Here is a 15,829-nt window from a genome sequence, read left to right on the forward strand (position 1 = left end):
GCGAAAGGTTTCCTATACTTTGTTCCCGCTCTATGTCACCTACCTGAACAAAGTCACAACGATTGGGTTTTCACGATGCAATTCATTGATTTTAAAGCGGGGCGTGTATTTTTTGCCGCTATTTTAGGTTTGTCTGTGGCTGGATGTTCAGTCCCGGATCAGCCAACTGAGATACATGATCCTTATGAAAGTACCAACCGCCGTGTGCATGATTTCAACCGTAATCTGGATCGTACCATCGTACGCCCGATTTCTGAAGTCTACGGCGAAGGTGTTCCCGGCCGTGCGCAACAAGGCATCAGCAACTTTGCCGCAAACGCAAGTCTTCCAAGCGCATTCGTCAATGCGATCTTGCAGGGCGATATTGAAGGGGCAGGCCAAAATGGATTTCGCTTTGTTGTCAACACATTGATTGGGTTTGCAGGCATTCTTGATCCTGCAACTGAAATGGGTATTCCCGAAGAAAGTGCTGATTTCGGTGAAACTTTGGCCGTCTGGGGCGCCGCGGAAGGGGCCTATGTTGAACTGCCCGTTCTTGGTCCATCTACGCAACGTGATGCTGCGGGTCGTATCGTAGATATTTTTACAAATCCGCTAAGTTATGCCCTTGAAGCGCCGGTTAACGCATTGCCACCGATTGCGGGTGCTGCTTCAAGATTTGGTGATCGCTATAGATTTTCTGATACAATAGACTCAGTTCTATATGAAAGTGCCGATAGCTATGCGCAGGCAAGATTGTTATATTTACAGTCGCGCCGGTTTGAGGTTGGCCAAACAAATGATGATGCATTAATTGACCCTTACGAGGATCCCTATGACACAGTTTACGATGAATAATATATCTCGGCGTGCAATGCTGACCGGTGTGGCTGCAAGCTTTGCAGCGTTTGGCCTGCCGGGCATTGCGCGGGCACTGACGCCGGCGTCGGCATCGACATTGGTGACCAGTGTTGTCGACGACATCAACAGCATCATCAACTCAGGTCGATCCGAAGCGGCAATTTTGCGTGATTTCGAACGCATTTTTCTGACCTATGGCGATGTGAACACGATTGCACGTTATGCATTGGGCGCCGATGGGCGCAGTGCATCACGGGCGCAAATGGCAGCATTTACAGATGCCTTCACGCATTACATATCACGCAAATATGGTCGCAGGTTTCGTGAATTCGAAGGTGGTCGCATCGAAGTGAATGCTGCACGCGAAGTGAAAAACTTCTATGAAGTTCGCACCACCGCAAGGCTGCGAGGCGAAGCACCGTTCAGTGTTGTTTTCCTGGTTTCAGACAGATCTGGCCAAGGCAAGTTCTTCAATATCTTTATCGAAGGTATTAACATGCTGGCCAGCGAACGGACTGAAATTGGTGCAATGCTTGATCGTCGTCGTGGCAATCTTGATGCACTGATTCAAGATCTGAAACGCGCATAACACATCAATAAAAGCCGCCCATTTAATTGGGCGGTTTTTGTTTTTGCGAAAAACGCCCGCAAGGGCATGATGAGCATTAGGGGCGTCAGTTACGCCCCCCGCCCAGAATTTCATTTAGAACATCAAGCAGAACGCGTTCTGTATTATTGTTGCGATTGTTTCTGCGAGACGGCTGTTGCGTTTGAACGACGCGGGGTGGTTCAGGGTTGCTCATCGGTAATGGGTTTGCTGGCAGTCCTGCATGCACACGTTTCATCGTTTCATGCCATATTTCCGCAGGTAAACCACCGCCTGTCACGCCGCGTAAAGGCGTATTGTCGTCATAGCCCATCCATACGCCTGCAACATAATCCGCTGAAAAACCGATAAACCATGCATCCCGCAATGCGGTTGTCGTACCAGTCTTTCCTGCGACTTGCCGGCCGTCCAAAGCTGCGCGTCGTCCGGTGCCGTTTTCAACCACCTGATTCATCATGAAAATCAGATCTGCGGCAGCCCGTTCGGAAATAACGCGTTCGCCGATACCGCCTTCTGCGTTGTCCATCAAAGGCTCATTGTCGCCCTTCAGACGAAGCTGCACCAAACCGTAAGGTGTCACCGATGATCCGCCATTCAAAATGCCAGCATAGGCCCCTGTCATTTCGATCAAGGTGGCCTCAGACGTGCCAAGTGCGATGGCGGGTCCTTCGGCAAGACTGCTTTTGATCCCGAAATCACTTGAAACTTTTGCCACATTTTCACGACCGACAGCTTCGGATACGCGTATGGCAGGGATATTCAGGGAATCTTTCAGTGCATGGGTCAATGTCACCACACCGCGAAATTGACGGTCATAGTTTTCCGGTTTCCAAGGATCTGATCCGGGGATATCCATGACAAGCGGTGTATCTTCCACCCGGTCATAAGGGCCGTAACCAAGTTCCATGGCAGTCGCATAAACAAAAGGTTTAAAAGCCGATCCGGTTTGGCGCATCGCTTGTGTCGCGCGGTTCCAGCCGCCCGGAACATTGCTTTTGCGTCCACCCACCATGGCCCGCACCGCGCCATCCGCTGACATGACAATAATGGCAGCTTGTGCTTCTGATCCTTCTTTCACTTTATTTTCAAAGATATATGCCATTGCTTCTTCTGCAGCGCGTTGCATGTTCTGATCCAGCGTCGTGCTGATAATCACATCTTCGGTGGTGTCGCGGGTAAAGAATTCGGGCCCACTTTGCATGACCCAATCAGCAAAATATCCCCCTGCGCGGGCCTGTGCAGCTTGTGACAAGATCGCAGGGTTATTTCGCGCGGTATTGGCTGCACTGGCCGACAAATATCCCTGATCTTCCATCAGACTAATAACCACAGCAGCCCGGTTTTGGGATCGGTCCAGATTGTTGGTGGGGGCAAAGCGGGTGGGTGCCACTAGCAGCCCGGCCAACATCGCCGATTCCGCAGGCGTGACTTCTGCGGCTGATTTTCCGAAATATCGCTGGCTGGCAGCTTCGAAGCCACGGGCACCTGCACCCAGAAACGCGCGGTTCAGATAGATCGTCAGGATTTCGTCCTTGGTGTATTTGACTTCCATCGCCATGGCGTAAGCAGCCTCTTGTGCCTTGCGTGATAGTGTCCCACGGCGGCAGTCGGCCTCGTACTCGGCCTCAGTCATACCGCTGGAGGGGTCAAAAGGCACACCAAGACAAAGCAACTTGGCGGTTTGCTGGGTTAAGGTGGATCCACCGTGGCCCTGCCAGGGCTTGCGCCCTTCACGAATGTTGATCTTGATCGCACTTGCGATGCCGCGCGGATCAACGCCTGGATGCCAATAAAAGCGTTTATCTTCGGTTGCGATGACGGCGTGTTTCAGATGTTCGGACACACTGTTGGCGGTGATCATTCCGCCAAACTGATCGCCACGCCAGGCAAAGATCTTATCTTCGCGATCAAGCAGCGTCACCGATCCGCGCACGCGTCCATCCACCAGATCAGAGGCGTCTGGTAGGGTTGTCGTATAATAGCCCACAGCGATGGCCACAATCAGCATGACCACAACAGCGGACCGCCAGAACAGTTTCCAAATCAGGCGCAGAACAAAAAGTGCAATATGCTTAAGCCAGCCCAAAGGTCCCTTTGGCGCAACTTTTTTAGGCCGCGCCTTTCGTTTGCGCGGCTTTGCGGCAGGTTTTGATGCCGAATATCTTTTATCGGCCACAAGGGCCGGACGTTTTGTTCTGTTTGTGCTCATCTGCTCTGCCGCTGGCTTATTTGTTTAAGCAATCATATCCAATCTACATGGAAATGTAGAGTGCCAATACTGAGACCCGCCGACTTTTTAGTATGCACAATATTTAAACAACACTGCTTAATTGTTCAAATTTTGAGCAGAAAACGTGCAAACATCCTTTGAAAGACCCGATGTGGCGCTTGTTTCAGCGTCGTACCTGCGCCCCTTTGCAAGCGAGAAGCCGCGTAAAGGCTTCGTGAAATAGACTGCCACGGGGAAGGAAGGGACAACTGTGAAACTTATCATTGCAGCAATCAAGCCGTTCAAGCTGGAGGAGGTCCGCGAAGCACTGACCGCCATCGGTGTGCGCGGCATGATGGTGACGGAAATCAAGGGCTTTGGCTCGCAATCAGGCCATACCGAAATCTATCGCGGGGCTGAATACGCCGTGAACTTCGTGCCAAAGGTCAAGCTAGAGCTGGTCGTCAGCGCGGCCATGGTCGACCAGGTGGTCGAGACCATCGCAACGACGGCCAAGACCGACAAAATCGGTGACGGCAAGATCTTCGTGCTGGACGTGCAAAGTGCGGTTCGTGTGCGGACCGGCGAAACGAATGAAGAAGCGCTTTAAGGCGTGTCTGAGAAGGAATAAATCCGAATGAAACTTCTGAAATCACTCCCGCTTGCTGCTGCCGTGATCGCCGCACCAAGCCTGGGCTTTGCGCAAGATGCGGGTGCGGCGGCTGCCGAAACCCAGTTTATTTTCACAACCCTGCTGTTCCTGATGGGCGGTTTTCTGGTGTTCTGGATGGCCGCAGGCTTTGCCATGCTGGAAGCCGGTCTGGTCCGGTCGAAAAACGTGACCATGCAGCTGACCAAGAACATCGCGCTGTTTTCCATCGCCGCGATTATGTTTTGGTTGATTGGCTATAATATCATGTATCCGGGCGATTACGGCGATGCACTTGGTGATGGTGAAACCAGCAAATGGCTGATTGATGGCGTTCTGGGTAACTTCATGTCACCCAAAGACATCAAGACCGAAATTGACGCGGGCGGTTATTCCAACGCCTCTGACTTCTTCTTCCAGCTGATGTTCTGTGCAACGACGGCCTCGATTGTGTCAGGAACTCTGGCCGAGCGGATCAAGTTGTGGCCCTTTCTGCTGTTCGTCGTCGTTCTGACAGGCATCATCTATCCGATCGAGGCATCCTGGCAGTGGGGCGGTGGCTGGTTGGCCAACATGGGCTTCTCTGATTTTGCCGGGTCGACGCTGGTGCACGCCGCAGGTGGTTTTGCAGCCTTGGCCGGTGCGATCGTACTGGGACCGCGTCTGGGCAAGTATAAGGACGGTCGCGTCAATCCAATGCCTGGTTCGAACCTTGCGCTGGCCACACTGGGGACTTTTATCCTGTGGCTGGGTTGGTTCGGCTTCAATGGCGGATCGCAATTGGCCATGGGCACGTTGTCTGATGCCAACGCTGTCGCCGAGATCTTTGCCAACACCAACATGGCCGCGGCTGCTGGTGCTGTAACAGCGCTGATCCTCACGCAGGTCATGTACGGCAAGGTCGACCTGACCATGGTGCTGAACGGTGCGCTGGCCGGTCTGGTGTCGATCACAGCAGAACCTCTGGCCCCGTCGCTGTTCGACGCGCTGTGGATCGGTGCCGTGGGTGGTTTGATCGTTGTGTTCACTGTACCGCTGCTGGACAAGCTGAAAATCGACGACGTCGTTGGCGCGATCCCGGTTCACCTGATTGCAGGTGTCTGGGGCACGCTGATCGTGGCGTTGCATACGCAGGCGACATTGACCGACGCAGATGGCAACCCGGTCCTGGATGCCGAAGGCGCGGAACAAACCGTTGGCTTCTTTGCACAGCTGATCACACAGGCCATCGGTGTGATTTCAATCGGGCTGTTTGTTTTCGTCGTCAGCTTTGTGGTCTGGTATCTGATGAAACTGACTGTGGGTATCCGTGTCAGTGAAGAGGCCGAAGTAAACGGTCTGGACGTGTCCGAGCTGGGCATGGAAGCGTATCCTGAATTCTCAAAAGGCTGATTTTCCTTCCTTTCAGCTGACCTGAGATCACGACCCGGGCGTCCGCGCCCGGGTTTTTCATTGAGCATCGGCCGCGATCTGCGTACGGATGTGGTTAATGCATCGACCGTTGCGTAAGAGCGGCCAAAATACCCCCATCGTCACGCAGTTTTGTAAAATTTGCACACTGCTTTTGTACAAACTATTTTGTACAAAACTTCCGATCTGACCGAATATTCATGGAAAATTCAGACCTGTGACGACCGCACCCGGCATGTTCTGTTAAAGGATGCGATCGTGTTTACCTTTATGAAAGAAAGGTAAACAATATCTGATTTGTTACCACGACAGATTAGTTTTTACTGGTTACCAACTGGTATAATACAATCTGCATCTATCCGGTTGGTCTGCTTTGACTTCGGCCATCATGGCATCCCAGTCTGCTTCTGTCTTGATGGTGTCGCGTGCGCTTTTGACCCGGGCTTGCAGCGTTTCGCAGAGTTCCTTGTTGGCGGTGACTGCCATCAGGCGTTCTGTGACCGCGGCTTTGGTGCTGTCAGTGTCAACGCGGGCATAGGATTGATCGCCGAACACAACGATGGCATCCTTGTCTTCCTGATACAGGACGGGAACCGGATTGTTGGGAACTTGAACGGTAAATACACCATTGTCATATGTTCCGGGAAACTCGGTTTTTTCAAATGTACTGTCCCAGCTGCTGGGACGATAAACGGCGACCATATAGGCGTCGCCATTTGCTGTAATCTCAATATAATTTCTGTCGTCAGCCTTCCAGAAGCCGATTTGTGAGATTGCTTCATCTTTGCAGGCGGACAGGCCCAATGCAATGAACAGGATGAAGAACAACTTAGAGAAGGATGTCATGGAGTGCCCCCGTATTTTATAAAACCCGGCAACAATAGGCATTTTTTAAGTGATCTGTAAACTGATCATGCCGCAGCGGGCAGGGGACGTTCTTTGATGGGCAGGTGCACGATGGCCGAGAATGCGCCGACGCCGACTCCGATCCACCAGACAAGGGTGTAATCGCCATAGATGTCATACAGCCGCCCGCCCAGCCAAACGCCCAGAAAGCTGCCAAGCTGGTGGCTGAAAAAGACGATGCCGTACAGCGTGCCCATATAACGCAGCCCATAGATATGAGCGACCAAGCCACTGGTTAATGGGACAGTGGCCAGCCACAGCGACCCCATGGCGATGGAAAAGATGATCACGGACATGGGCGTGATTGGCATCAAAATGAACGCTGCCGCCACGACCGTACGGGCGACATAGATACCCGCCAACAGGTATTTTTTGGAATAGCGTTTGCCAGCCCATCCTGCGGCCAATGTACCGCCGATGTTGGCAAGACCAATCAGCGCGATAGCTGCCGCCCCAAGCGCCGAGGTTGTGGTGATGCCCATCGTATGCAACACGCCGCCGGGCGCGATGGGGCCGCACATTTCTGTGACAAAGGCGGGAAAGTGCGCCGTAATAAAGGCCAGTTGATAGCCACAACTGAAAAAGCCCAGAAAGATCAGTGTATAGCTGGGGTCTCGAAAGGCTTTGATCAGGACCTGGCCCAGACTTTCTTCTAGTTCTGCGCGCGTGGCAACGACGTTTGTCCGCATCATGGGCAGCATGAAAAGCGACAACAGGATGATCGTGGCAAAGGTGATAAAGACCATCTGCCAGCTCATCAATGTCATCAGAAATTCGGCTGTGGGCGCACCGACGATCTGGCCTGCGGACCCTGCAGCAGTGGCGATGGCCAACGCCATGGACCGGTTTTCGTCACTGGCCGCGCGTCCGACAACGGCCAGAATGACGCCAAAGCCGGTGCCAGCGATGCCGAAGCCCACCAGGATTTCAAGGAACTGATGGGCCAGCGGGGTTGTGGCGAAGGACGACAGCATAAGCCCCAGCGCATAGGTAATGGCCCCGATCACAATGGCTTTGCGGTCACCGATCTTTTCGGCAATGGCGCCAAAGATCGGTTGGCCAATGCCCCAGGCCAGGTTCTGGATCGCGATCGCCAGCGAAAATTCCGACCGCAACCAGCCGAATTCTTCGGCAATCGGGATCTGGAAAACGCCAAAGCTGGCGCGGACTGCGAAGCTGATCAGCATGATCACGCAACCTGCGATCAGGATCGGAGTGATAAGGGGCGTTTTGGCCATTGGGCAACAGTGGATAAGAAGTTGCAGCAGGTCAATTCAGTCTTTTTGATGTGTCGGATTATAGATTTTGATGTCGGCTCATTTTGACGGTATGGCGATGGCATGGATTTGATTGAGCTATATGACACCAAGGTTGCGGCAGGACAGTTAAACGCTGACCCCGCGCAACAGGCTGTTTTGCCCGAGCTTGAGCGTATTCGCGCGGCTTTGGCCCAGCCTGTGAAAAAGGGTCTGTTTCGCAAACCGCCTGCGCCGCCCAAGGGTCTGTATCTGTGGGGCGGGGTTGGACGTGGCAAGTCGATGTTGATGGATCTTTTTGCCGATCATGTGGGCGCGGGCTCTCGCCGGGTGCATTTTCATGCTTTCATGCAAGAGGTGCATCAGGGCATGCACGAGGCGCGCAAACGTGGTGTGGATGATGCGATTGTCCCTGTGGCGGATGCCGTGATTGCCAAGGTGCGGTGTTTGGCCTTTGATGAAATGCAGATCACCGATATTACCGATGCAATGATCGTTGGCCGGTTGTTTGAAAAGCTGTTTGAAGGGGGCGTCGTTGTGGTGACGACGTCAAACCGGGTGCCGGATGATCTGTATAAAGACGGGCTGAACCGGCAGTTGTTTTTGCCATTTATCGATCTTTTAAAGGATCGCATGGTCGTGATGGAATTGGCGTCACCTAAGGATTATCGTCAGGACCGGCTGGCGGGGGCGCAGGCCTATTTCACGCCGATAAACGCACAGGCCCGCGGGCAGATTGATGCGATCTGGGACCAGATGACAGGCGGGCAGGGCGCGCCGCTGGTGTTGCGGGTCAAGGGCCGCGATGTTGAGATACCAGCGTTTCATAACGGTGTGGCGCGGGCGGCATTTTATGATTTATGCGGGCGGCCGTTGGGGCCTGCGGATTATCTGGCGCTTGCGGATGCTGTGCGGGTGCTGATTTTGGAAAATATCCCCTGTCTGGGGCGGTCAAATTTTAATGAAGCCAAGCGGTTCGTGACGCTGATTGATGCGCTGTACGAGGCACGCGTGCGACTGATCGCATCGGCCGAAGCCACACCCGAAATGCTGTATCTTGAGGGCGAGGGGACGTTTGAATTTGAACGCACCGCCAGCCGCTTGCGCGAAATGCAGGCGGACGGTTGGGGGGGGCAAACGAATAAAGCGCGTTAAAGTGGTAATGAGGTATCTGATCATAGCGGTTCAGAATGTCGCGATTTAGAAGTGTTGATATGTTGAATTATGGCGTCCAACTGAAGAGAGAAGTATGACTTTGTTAAGTTCTGCAATGAACGATATGTCGAACAATGTTCATATTTACAGAGAATTGTTTGACACTGTGCCAAATGACAGATTTTCAGTGCTTGAGGTCAATTCTGGAGAAGAATTGCAAGGTTTTGCTTATGCTGCTGTGTTGGAAAAGCCGGTTCGCCTGTCTTTAAAGCGTGTTTTATCGCTTCTTTGGTCCCGTATTTTTGTTTTTAGCGAAGAATGGGACATGGATGGATCGAAGGATCTAGACAGGGTTTGGGAGTACGCATTGAGCGGAAACTATATGAACCAGGCGTTTCAGCGCTTTGTAACTAGGGGAAGGTTTTCTTCGATTGAGCCCATTTCAGCAAGAAAGCAAATCAGAAACCTGATGCATAATCTTCGCTTTGATGAGTCGACCAAGCAAAGCAGGCCGCGCCGAGGTTTTTCCGAACATTGTTTTGGTCAAATATCGTCTATTTGCGAATTTCATGACAGGTTGGCAGGAGCTGAATTTTTACAAGCTTTTGAGATTACAAACGATTGGAATGACGTCTCTTATTTTTTTGAAACGCCCAAGCATTTTGGATACTTTGAGTGGGGAACGTCAGCTTAAAGGCGCGCGCAGGAACATTGTTGTTTTGTACAACTATCAGACGTGGGCAACATCACGTTCCAGAGCGGGATAGCGGCTGCCCAGCGTGATGCCGCGGGCGATAAAGCTGATTAGTAGTGCGATCCACAGCCCGTGATTGCCGTACCAGGATGTCAGCACGATGGCGCTGGCGAAATAGATGACGGTCGTGATGATCATCATATTACGCATGTCGGCGGTGCGGGTGGCACCGATAAAGATGCCGTCCAGCATCCATGCGGCGACACCTAAAATTGGGGCCAGCACCATGTAGATCAGATAATCCCGCGCCAGTATGCGCACAGGTTCGGCGGTGGTCATGATGTCGATGATCGTCCCGCCTGCAATATAAAATATTGCGGCCATGCCGACACATATGCCGAGCCCCCACAGCGATGTCATGCCCGCCGCGCGCCTGAGTGCCAGGCGGTTGCGCGACCCAAGGGCGCGCCCCACAAGCGTTTCGGCGGCAAAGGCAAAGCCATCCAGCGCATAGGCCGTGATATGCAGAAATTGCAGCAGGATCTGGTTAGCAGCCAGTTCCAGATCGCCAAAATCCGATCCCCAAAACGTAAAGGACACAAAGATCGATAACAGCAAAACCGACCGGATCAGGATGTCGATGTTGACCAGCATCATGCGTGTCAGACGCTGGGCCTCAAGGATCTGATCCCAGTTGCGCCATGCGGTTCCGAGAAATGCGCCGCGACACAGCCAAATGGCCAGCGCCAACCCCGACCATTCTGCGATGAAAGTGGCCCAGGCCACGCCTTCTACGCCCCAATCGAACCCCAGCACAAAGACGAAATTCAGCACGATGTTCAGCACATTCATGCCCACCTGCAATACCAGAACGCCGCCTGTGCGTTCCTGCGCGATCAGCCAGCCGGTGACGCCGTAAATGGCAATAGCGGCGGGGGCGGAAAAGATACGGATGCCCATATAATCGCGCGCCAGGGTTTCGACTTCGGCGCTGGCAGGTGCGATCGAAAGCGCCTGATGGAAAATCGGGATCTGGAACGCAATCAAGACAGCGCCAGCGGCCAAGCCGATCAGCAGGGCGCGGGATAAAAGGGCCACTACTTCGGCCTGATCATCTGCGCCAAGGGCCTGGCTGGTCAGCCCGACGGTACCCATACGCAGAAAGCCGAAAATCCAATAAATCGACGTCAGGATGATTGCGCCGATCCCGACAGCGCCGATGGGGGCGGCCTGACCCAATTGCCCGACAACGCCTGTATCAACTGCCCCTAACAGGGGCACCGTGGCGTTTGACAGCACAATGGGCAGCGCGATTTTCAGCACGCGCCGGTGGGTCAATATATCAACCATCGCGGCTGGGCATCAGGAAATGCCCGGTGGCCTGTGCGAAGAGTTTGCTGCGATTGTCTTGCCACGCTTCGACATGCACACTGGCATAGCGGCGACCAGATCGGTTCACCCGCGCGCGGGCATAGGCATCGCGGGGCAGGCCGGACCGCAGATAATCCACTGTGAAATCAATGGTTTTCGGCAAGCGCGGCAGGGTGTCGGGCCCCAGGGTGTCAACATCAATCGTACCATTTTCGATATCGGTCCATAAGCTGGCCCAACTAAGTTCGATCACGGCTGTGACCTCAAGAAACGCTGCGGTGGCGCCGCCATGCAGGGCAGGCAGCATCGGATTACCGATCAGCTTGTCGTCATATTTCAGGGTCGATGTCAGTTCATCGCCGCGGCGTTCAAATTCGATACCCAGAAATTGCGCATAGGGGATGCTGGCGGCCAAAGCGGTCAGTGCACCATCGCGACGTTGTTTGACGACCTGCATCGGTTCAGGCTTTTTGCGGTTCATTCTGCGTGCTCCACAGTGAATGTTCCGGTTGCGGTTGCGACGGGGTTATCGCGATCATCGTCGGTTGCCGTTGCCCGGATAAAAGCCACAGTGCGCGTGACGTGATAGCATTCTGCGCGGGCGCGGATCGTTTGGCCGGGCGTGGCTGACCGCATGTAATCAATGCGCAGATCAATCGTGGCGGTACTGACCGGGTTTGATTTATGTGCGATCACGGCGGTGCCGCTGCTGGCATCCATCAGTGCATAGACGACACCCCCATGGATCACGCCGGTTTTGGGGTCACCGATAAAGCGTTCATCATAAGGCATTTCGGTTTCGACAACGCCATCCCCGACAGAAATCAGCTTCATGCCCAGGGCGTTATTGTGGGGAACGGCCTCCATAAACACTTTTGCGAATTCCGGTTTGTCTATCATGGATCTGCCTTTTGATTTGTTGGCACTGTTATTCGCCCTTGCAAAGCTGGCTTCAAGTGCTATCTTCTGCATTTGAGAACTATTCTCAATATCAAGAGTTGACGCACAAATGGCAATGACCCCCGATACCCTTTCCAAGACAAGTCCTGCACGGGCTATCTTTGGGTTGCCGGAAAAGCTGGGCCCGCTGCGCACCAATAGGCTGATTTTCACGCTGTTGATCATGATGGCCGCGGCAATGCCGGGGCAGTTTGGTGAGGTGACGCAAGGCACGCTATATGATGCCTATATCGGTGTGACTGTGTTTGTCGCAGGCACACTGCTGTTGTTCTATGGTGCTGAAAAGATTTTCAAATTCGACATTGGGGCCAGTTTGCGCAATGCAAAATGGGCCCAGGTTCCGGCTGCAGCCCTGATGGGGGCGATGCCCGGATGTGGTGGTGCTGTGGTTGTCGTTGCAGCCTATTCATCGGGCAATGTCGGCATGGGTGCCGTTGTGGCAGCGCTGACGGCAACGATGGGTGATGCGGCGTTTTTGCTGATTGCAACGCGGCCGGATGCGGCGTTAGTTTTGTTGCCGATTTCGCTGTTTGTCGGCGTAATCACAGGATGGATCGTGGATCGATTTGATCACACACATCTTCAGCGCAGTGCTGTAAAATCCGGCGATATCGCGCCGATTATCGGAAATACGCCCCGCAAGCGCGATTATCTTTATGCAGCACTGGTTTTGCCGGGCATTGTCTTTGGGATTATGGATTTGGCGCAGGTCGAGCTGACTGCGGCGCTATCCACAGGTGTGCATATCATGGCGATGGCCGCGATTGCGATTGGTCTTTTGATCTGGACGGTTTCACCGGTCAAAGCGACAACAAACCCGGCAGACGGCGCGATTGCGCGGATGACAGAAGAAACCAGCTTTATCACTGTTTGGGTGCTTGGTGCTTTTCTGGCCTATGAATATCTGGTGGTCTTTGGCGGGCTGGATTTACAGACGATTTTTTCATCCGTTGCGATGTTGTTACCACTGATCGCGATCCTGATTGGATTTATCCCGGGATGTGGCCCGCAGGTCCTGGTGACGACGCTTTATATCAACGGATTGGTTCCATTCGCGGCACTGATCGGGAACGCGATTTCCAACGATGGCGATGCGCTGTTCCCCGCGATTGCCCTTAATCCCAAGGCTGCGGTCGTCGCGACGGTCTATTCGGCGATACCTGCACTGATCGTTGCTTATGGTTTCTTTTTCCTCGCACCCGGCTTCATGAATTGATTGACTTGCCCCTAGGTTAGATTTGACGTTATCTTTCCTATGGGAGTGACCAATGACAGAAACTCGTCTTAATTTCAAAGAGATGTGCGCAAAGTTCGACGTAACACCGCGTACGTTGCGGTATTATGAATATATCGAATTGCTGACACCGGATCGCGAAGGTCGGTCGCGGTTTTATGGCGCGCGTGAAATTGCGCGCATGACGCTGATCTTGCGAGGTAGGCGTTGGGGCTTTTCACTGGAAGACGTCAGACAGTGGCTTTTGATCTATGAAAAAGAAGGCACAGACGCGCAAATGCGTGCTTTTGTCGAACTTGCAGACCGTCAATTGGCGGATTTAACAGAACAGAAAAAGCAGCTGGAAGAAACGATGGATGAGCTTCAATCGCTGCGCGACGACACCATCAAATCCTTGGGCTGATCGTGGTACGCCAAGATGTTTTGGCGAAAGTGTGGAACCAACTGACCCCGTATCGGGTTTATTTCCACGAAATAGATTAAAAGATTGGTTTCATGGCAAAACTAAAACCCCGGAATTTCGCAGTTATTGGGTTGGGCACCTTTGGCACAACCGTCGCCGAAGAACTGGCACGTTTTGGAAATTATGTCGTTGGGATCGACCGCGATGAAAAGGCGGTCAACCGACTGGCTGATACGTTATCACAGGCGGTGATTGCCGATGGTAAAGACGAAGATGCGCTGAAGGAACTGGGCATCGGCGATTTTGATGTCGTGATTATCGCGATGGGCCAGGATCTGGAAGGCAGTATCGTGTCTGCGATCACGGTCAAGATGACCGGCGTCAAGGAAGTCTGGGCTAAAGCTGTCAGCAAGATGCATCACCGCATTTTATCGAAAATTGGTGTTGACCGTGTGATCCACCCCGAAAAGGAAATGGGCCAGCATATTGCGCAGATGCTGCACAATCCGCTGGTTCGCGATTACGTCAGTCTTGGAAATGGGTTTCATGTGGTGAATATCGTCGTGCCCGAAAGACTTGCGGGGAAATCCTTGGACCAGCTTGACCTGCACGCCAAATTTGAATTGCGCTGCGTTGGCGTCATGAAGGGCAGTGAATACAAAGGCAGCGATTATGCCAGCTGCGATTTGGAGGAAGGCGACAGGCTGCTTATTCTAGGCGAACGCAGCAATTTGCGTCGCTTTACAGACAGCATCTGATCGCATGTCGCGTCGGGCACAATCTGCCAGTTTTTTTCTGGTCGCAACCATCAGCAGATTACCTGCGCCCGCTTTGTTGGCGTCGCTGTACGCGATCCTGATCGGTGTCGGCACGATATTACTGCGTCTGCCGTTTTCGCATTATGGCGATGTTGGCTGGATGGATGCACTTTTTACATCGACCTCAGCTGTGACGGTGACCGGGCTGGTCGTGGTTGATACCGGGTCGGCTTTTACCTTTGCCGGACAAGCCATCGTCGCTGTGCTGATCCAGATGGGTGGGCTGGGTCTGATGACTTTTGCAGTGCTTTTGTTGTCAGCACTTGGCATCCCCATCGGCATGCCGCAGCGGATCATTCTGCGCGAGGATCTGAACCAGACGTCGCTGTCCAATCTGGGTGTGCTGGTTCGGCGTATTTTCAAGATTGCGTTGGTGGTGGAAATTATTGGTGCGGCACTTTTGGCGATTGTTTTTGTGCCGCAGTTTGGCTGGGCTAATGGTATATGGCAGTCCGTGTTTCATTCGATATCTGCCTTTAACAATGCCGGATTTTCGCTGTTTTCAGACAGTTTATCGGGATGGGTGACGCATCCATTGATCAACTTTGTGGTCCCGATGATGTTCATTGTCAGCGGGCTTGGGTTTGTCGTCGTGGGCGACATAATGAAACATCGTACATGGCGACCGCTTAGCTTGCACACCAAACTGATGATCGTGGGCACTGTGTCGCTGATTATCTGGGGCACGGCCAGTTTTGCGGTGTTGGAATGGACAAACCCTGGAACACTTGGTGCGATTGATGGCTTTTGGGGCAAGCTGACGGCTGCATGGTTTCAGGGCGTGACACCGCGTACGGCAGGTTTCAATACGCTGGATACTGGCGCGATGCGCGATGAAACGACGCTGATGACGATATCGCTGATGCTGATCGGTGGGGGCAGTACATCCACGGCAGGTGGTATCAAGGTGACGACATTTATCGTGCTAATCCTGGCGACGATTGCGTTTTTTCGCCGTCGCACACAATTACACGCATTCGGGCGCAGTATCGAAAAAGACGAAGTAATGAAGGTCTTGGCCCTGACGATGGTCAGCATGTTTCTGGTTTTCGTGGCCTTGTTTGTGCTGTTGGTCGTCGAAGATCAGGATTTTATGGTGCTGGGCTTTGAAGTGGCATCGGCCTTTGGCACAGTCGGTCTGTCCATGGGCGCCACTGGGGAATTGGGGACGGTCGGCCAGTTTATCATCATCTTTGTGATGTTTTTGGGCCGTGTCGGGCCACTGACGCTTGGCTTTTTTCTGGCAACTCGCAGCATCCCCCGGGTACGTTATCCCGAGGGTCAGATTTATCTGGGTTAACGTGCTGCCGGGCGAAG

At 53.2% G+C, this 15,829-nt stretch carries 16 protein-coding genes; 10 read left to right on the forward strand and 6 right to left on the reverse strand.

What is annotated here, in order from left to right:
• Positions 1 to 75 precede the first annotated feature (75 nt).
• Both HRQ87_RS06390 and HRQ87_RS06395 read left to right on the forward strand, forming a co-directional pair.
• Complete coding sequence (locus HRQ87_RS06390) at positions 76 to 837, forward strand: MlaA family lipoprotein (RefSeq protein WP_174136466.1); 762 nt, start codon at positions 76 to 78, stop codon at positions 835 to 837.
• Positions 815 to 1,429: an MlaC/ttg2D family ABC transporter substrate-binding protein gene (locus tag HRQ87_RS06395; protein WP_425501518.1), complete on the forward strand. Its 615-nt coding sequence runs from the start codon at positions 815 to 817 to the stop codon at positions 1,427 to 1,429. Before HRQ87_RS06390 ends, HRQ87_RS06395 begins: the two co-directional genes overlap by 23 nt.
• A gap of 85 nt (positions 1,430 to 1,514) precedes the next feature.
• Here the strand turns inward: HRQ87_RS06395 and HRQ87_RS06400 are convergent, their stop codons facing one another.
• Positions 1,515 to 3,656 carry a transglycosylase domain-containing protein gene (locus tag HRQ87_RS06400; protein ID WP_174136468.1) on the reverse strand — a complete coding sequence of 714 codons (2,142 nt, stop codon included), beginning with the start codon at positions 3,654 to 3,656 and terminating at the stop codon, positions 1,515 to 1,517.
• Between the two features lie 271 nt (positions 3,657 to 3,927).
• Between HRQ87_RS06400 and HRQ87_RS06405 the strand changes: the two genes are divergently transcribed.
• Together HRQ87_RS06405 and amt are read left to right on the forward strand one after the other, a co-directional pair.
• Positions 3,928 to 4,266: a P-II family nitrogen regulator gene (locus HRQ87_RS06405; RefSeq protein WP_174136470.1), complete on the forward strand. Its 339-nt coding sequence runs from the start codon at positions 3,928 to 3,930 to the stop codon at positions 4,264 to 4,266.
• A gap of 27 nt (positions 4,267 to 4,293) precedes the next feature.
• Positions 4,294 to 5,697, forward strand: coding sequence for an ammonium transporter (gene amt / locus HRQ87_RS06410; RefSeq protein ID WP_174136472.1), 1,404 nt, complete (start codon positions 4,294 to 4,296; stop codon positions 5,695 to 5,697).
• A gap of 345 nt (positions 5,698 to 6,042) precedes the next feature.
• Here the strand turns inward: amt and HRQ87_RS06415 are convergent, their stop codons facing one another.
• Both HRQ87_RS06415 and HRQ87_RS06420 read right to left on the reverse strand, forming a co-directional pair.
• The gene (locus HRQ87_RS06415; RefSeq protein WP_174136474.1) at positions 6,043 to 6,561 is read right to left on the reverse strand and encodes a hypothetical protein; all 519 of its coding nucleotides are present in this window, start codon (positions 6,559 to 6,561) and stop codon (positions 6,043 to 6,045) included.
• A gap of 65 nt (positions 6,562 to 6,626) precedes the next feature.
• The gene (locus HRQ87_RS06420; protein ID WP_174136476.1) at positions 6,627 to 7,859 is read right to left on the reverse strand and encodes an MFS transporter; all 1,233 of its coding nucleotides are present in this window, start codon (positions 7,857 to 7,859) and stop codon (positions 6,627 to 6,629) included.
• A gap of 102 nt (positions 7,860 to 7,961) precedes the next feature.
• On the opposite strand from HRQ87_RS06420, the gene zapE reads away from it, so the two are divergent.
• Entirely contained in the window at positions 7,962 to 9,032 is a 1,071-nt protein-coding gene (zapE, locus tag HRQ87_RS06425; RefSeq protein ID WP_174136478.1) for a cell division protein ZapE, read from the forward strand.
• A 94-nt stretch (positions 9,033 to 9,126) separates the two neighbouring features.
• Entirely contained in the window at positions 9,127 to 9,726 is a 600-nt protein-coding gene (locus tag HRQ87_RS06430) for a hypothetical protein (protein WP_174136480.1), read from the forward strand.
• A gap of 36 nt (positions 9,727 to 9,762) precedes the next feature.
• Here HRQ87_RS06430 and HRQ87_RS06435 read toward each other — a convergent pair whose 3' ends face one another.
• The 3 genes from HRQ87_RS06435 to HRQ87_RS06445 are packed head-to-tail and all read right to left on the reverse strand — an operon-like array spanning position 9,763 to position 11,997.
• Positions 9,763 to 11,076: an MATE family efflux transporter gene (locus tag HRQ87_RS06435; protein WP_174136482.1), complete on the reverse strand. Its 1,314-nt coding sequence runs from the start codon at positions 11,074 to 11,076 to the stop codon at positions 9,763 to 9,765.
• Positions 11,069 to 11,578, reverse strand: a complete 510-nt coding sequence (locus HRQ87_RS06440) for a PaaI family thioesterase (RefSeq protein ID WP_174136484.1) — start codon at positions 11,576 to 11,578, stop codon at positions 11,069 to 11,071. Before HRQ87_RS06440 ends, HRQ87_RS06435 begins: the two co-directional genes overlap by 8 nt.
• Positions 11,575 to 11,997, reverse strand: coding sequence for a PaaI family thioesterase (locus HRQ87_RS06445; protein WP_174136486.1), 423 nt, complete (start codon positions 11,995 to 11,997; stop codon positions 11,575 to 11,577). Before HRQ87_RS06445 ends, HRQ87_RS06440 begins: the two co-directional genes overlap by 4 nt.
• Before the next feature lie 109 nt (positions 11,998 to 12,106).
• On the opposite strand from HRQ87_RS06445, the gene HRQ87_RS06450 reads away from it, so the two are divergent.
• The 4 genes from HRQ87_RS06450 (at position 12,107) to HRQ87_RS06465 (ending at position 15,812) form a co-directional block, all read left to right on the forward strand.
• Positions 12,107 to 13,273, forward strand: a complete 1,167-nt coding sequence (locus HRQ87_RS06450) for a putative manganese transporter (RefSeq protein WP_246251834.1) — start codon at positions 12,107 to 12,109, stop codon at positions 13,271 to 13,273.
• 52 nt (positions 13,274 to 13,325) lie between these two features.
• Positions 13,326 to 13,694 (forward strand): MerR family transcriptional regulator, encoded by a 369-nt coding sequence (locus tag HRQ87_RS06455; RefSeq protein ID WP_174136488.1) that lies wholly within the window; start codon positions 13,326 to 13,328, stop codon positions 13,692 to 13,694.
• Positions 13,695 to 13,786: 92 nt separating this feature from the next.
• Positions 13,787 to 14,452 carry a potassium channel family protein gene (locus HRQ87_RS06460; protein WP_174136490.1) on the forward strand — a complete coding sequence of 222 codons (666 nt, stop codon included), beginning with the start codon at positions 13,787 to 13,789 and terminating at the stop codon, positions 14,450 to 14,452.
• A gap of 4 nt (positions 14,453 to 14,456) precedes the next feature.
• Positions 14,457 to 15,812: a TrkH family potassium uptake protein gene (locus HRQ87_RS06465; RefSeq protein ID WP_174136492.1), complete on the forward strand. Its 1,356-nt coding sequence runs from the start codon at positions 14,457 to 14,459 to the stop codon at positions 15,810 to 15,812.
• Positions 15,813 to 15,829: the final 17 nt, after the last annotated feature.

Source organism: Parasulfitobacter algicola, assembly GCF_013315265.1.
Taxonomy (GTDB): Bacteria; Pseudomonadota; Alphaproteobacteria; order Rhodobacterales; family Rhodobacteraceae; genus Parasulfitobacter; species Parasulfitobacter algicola.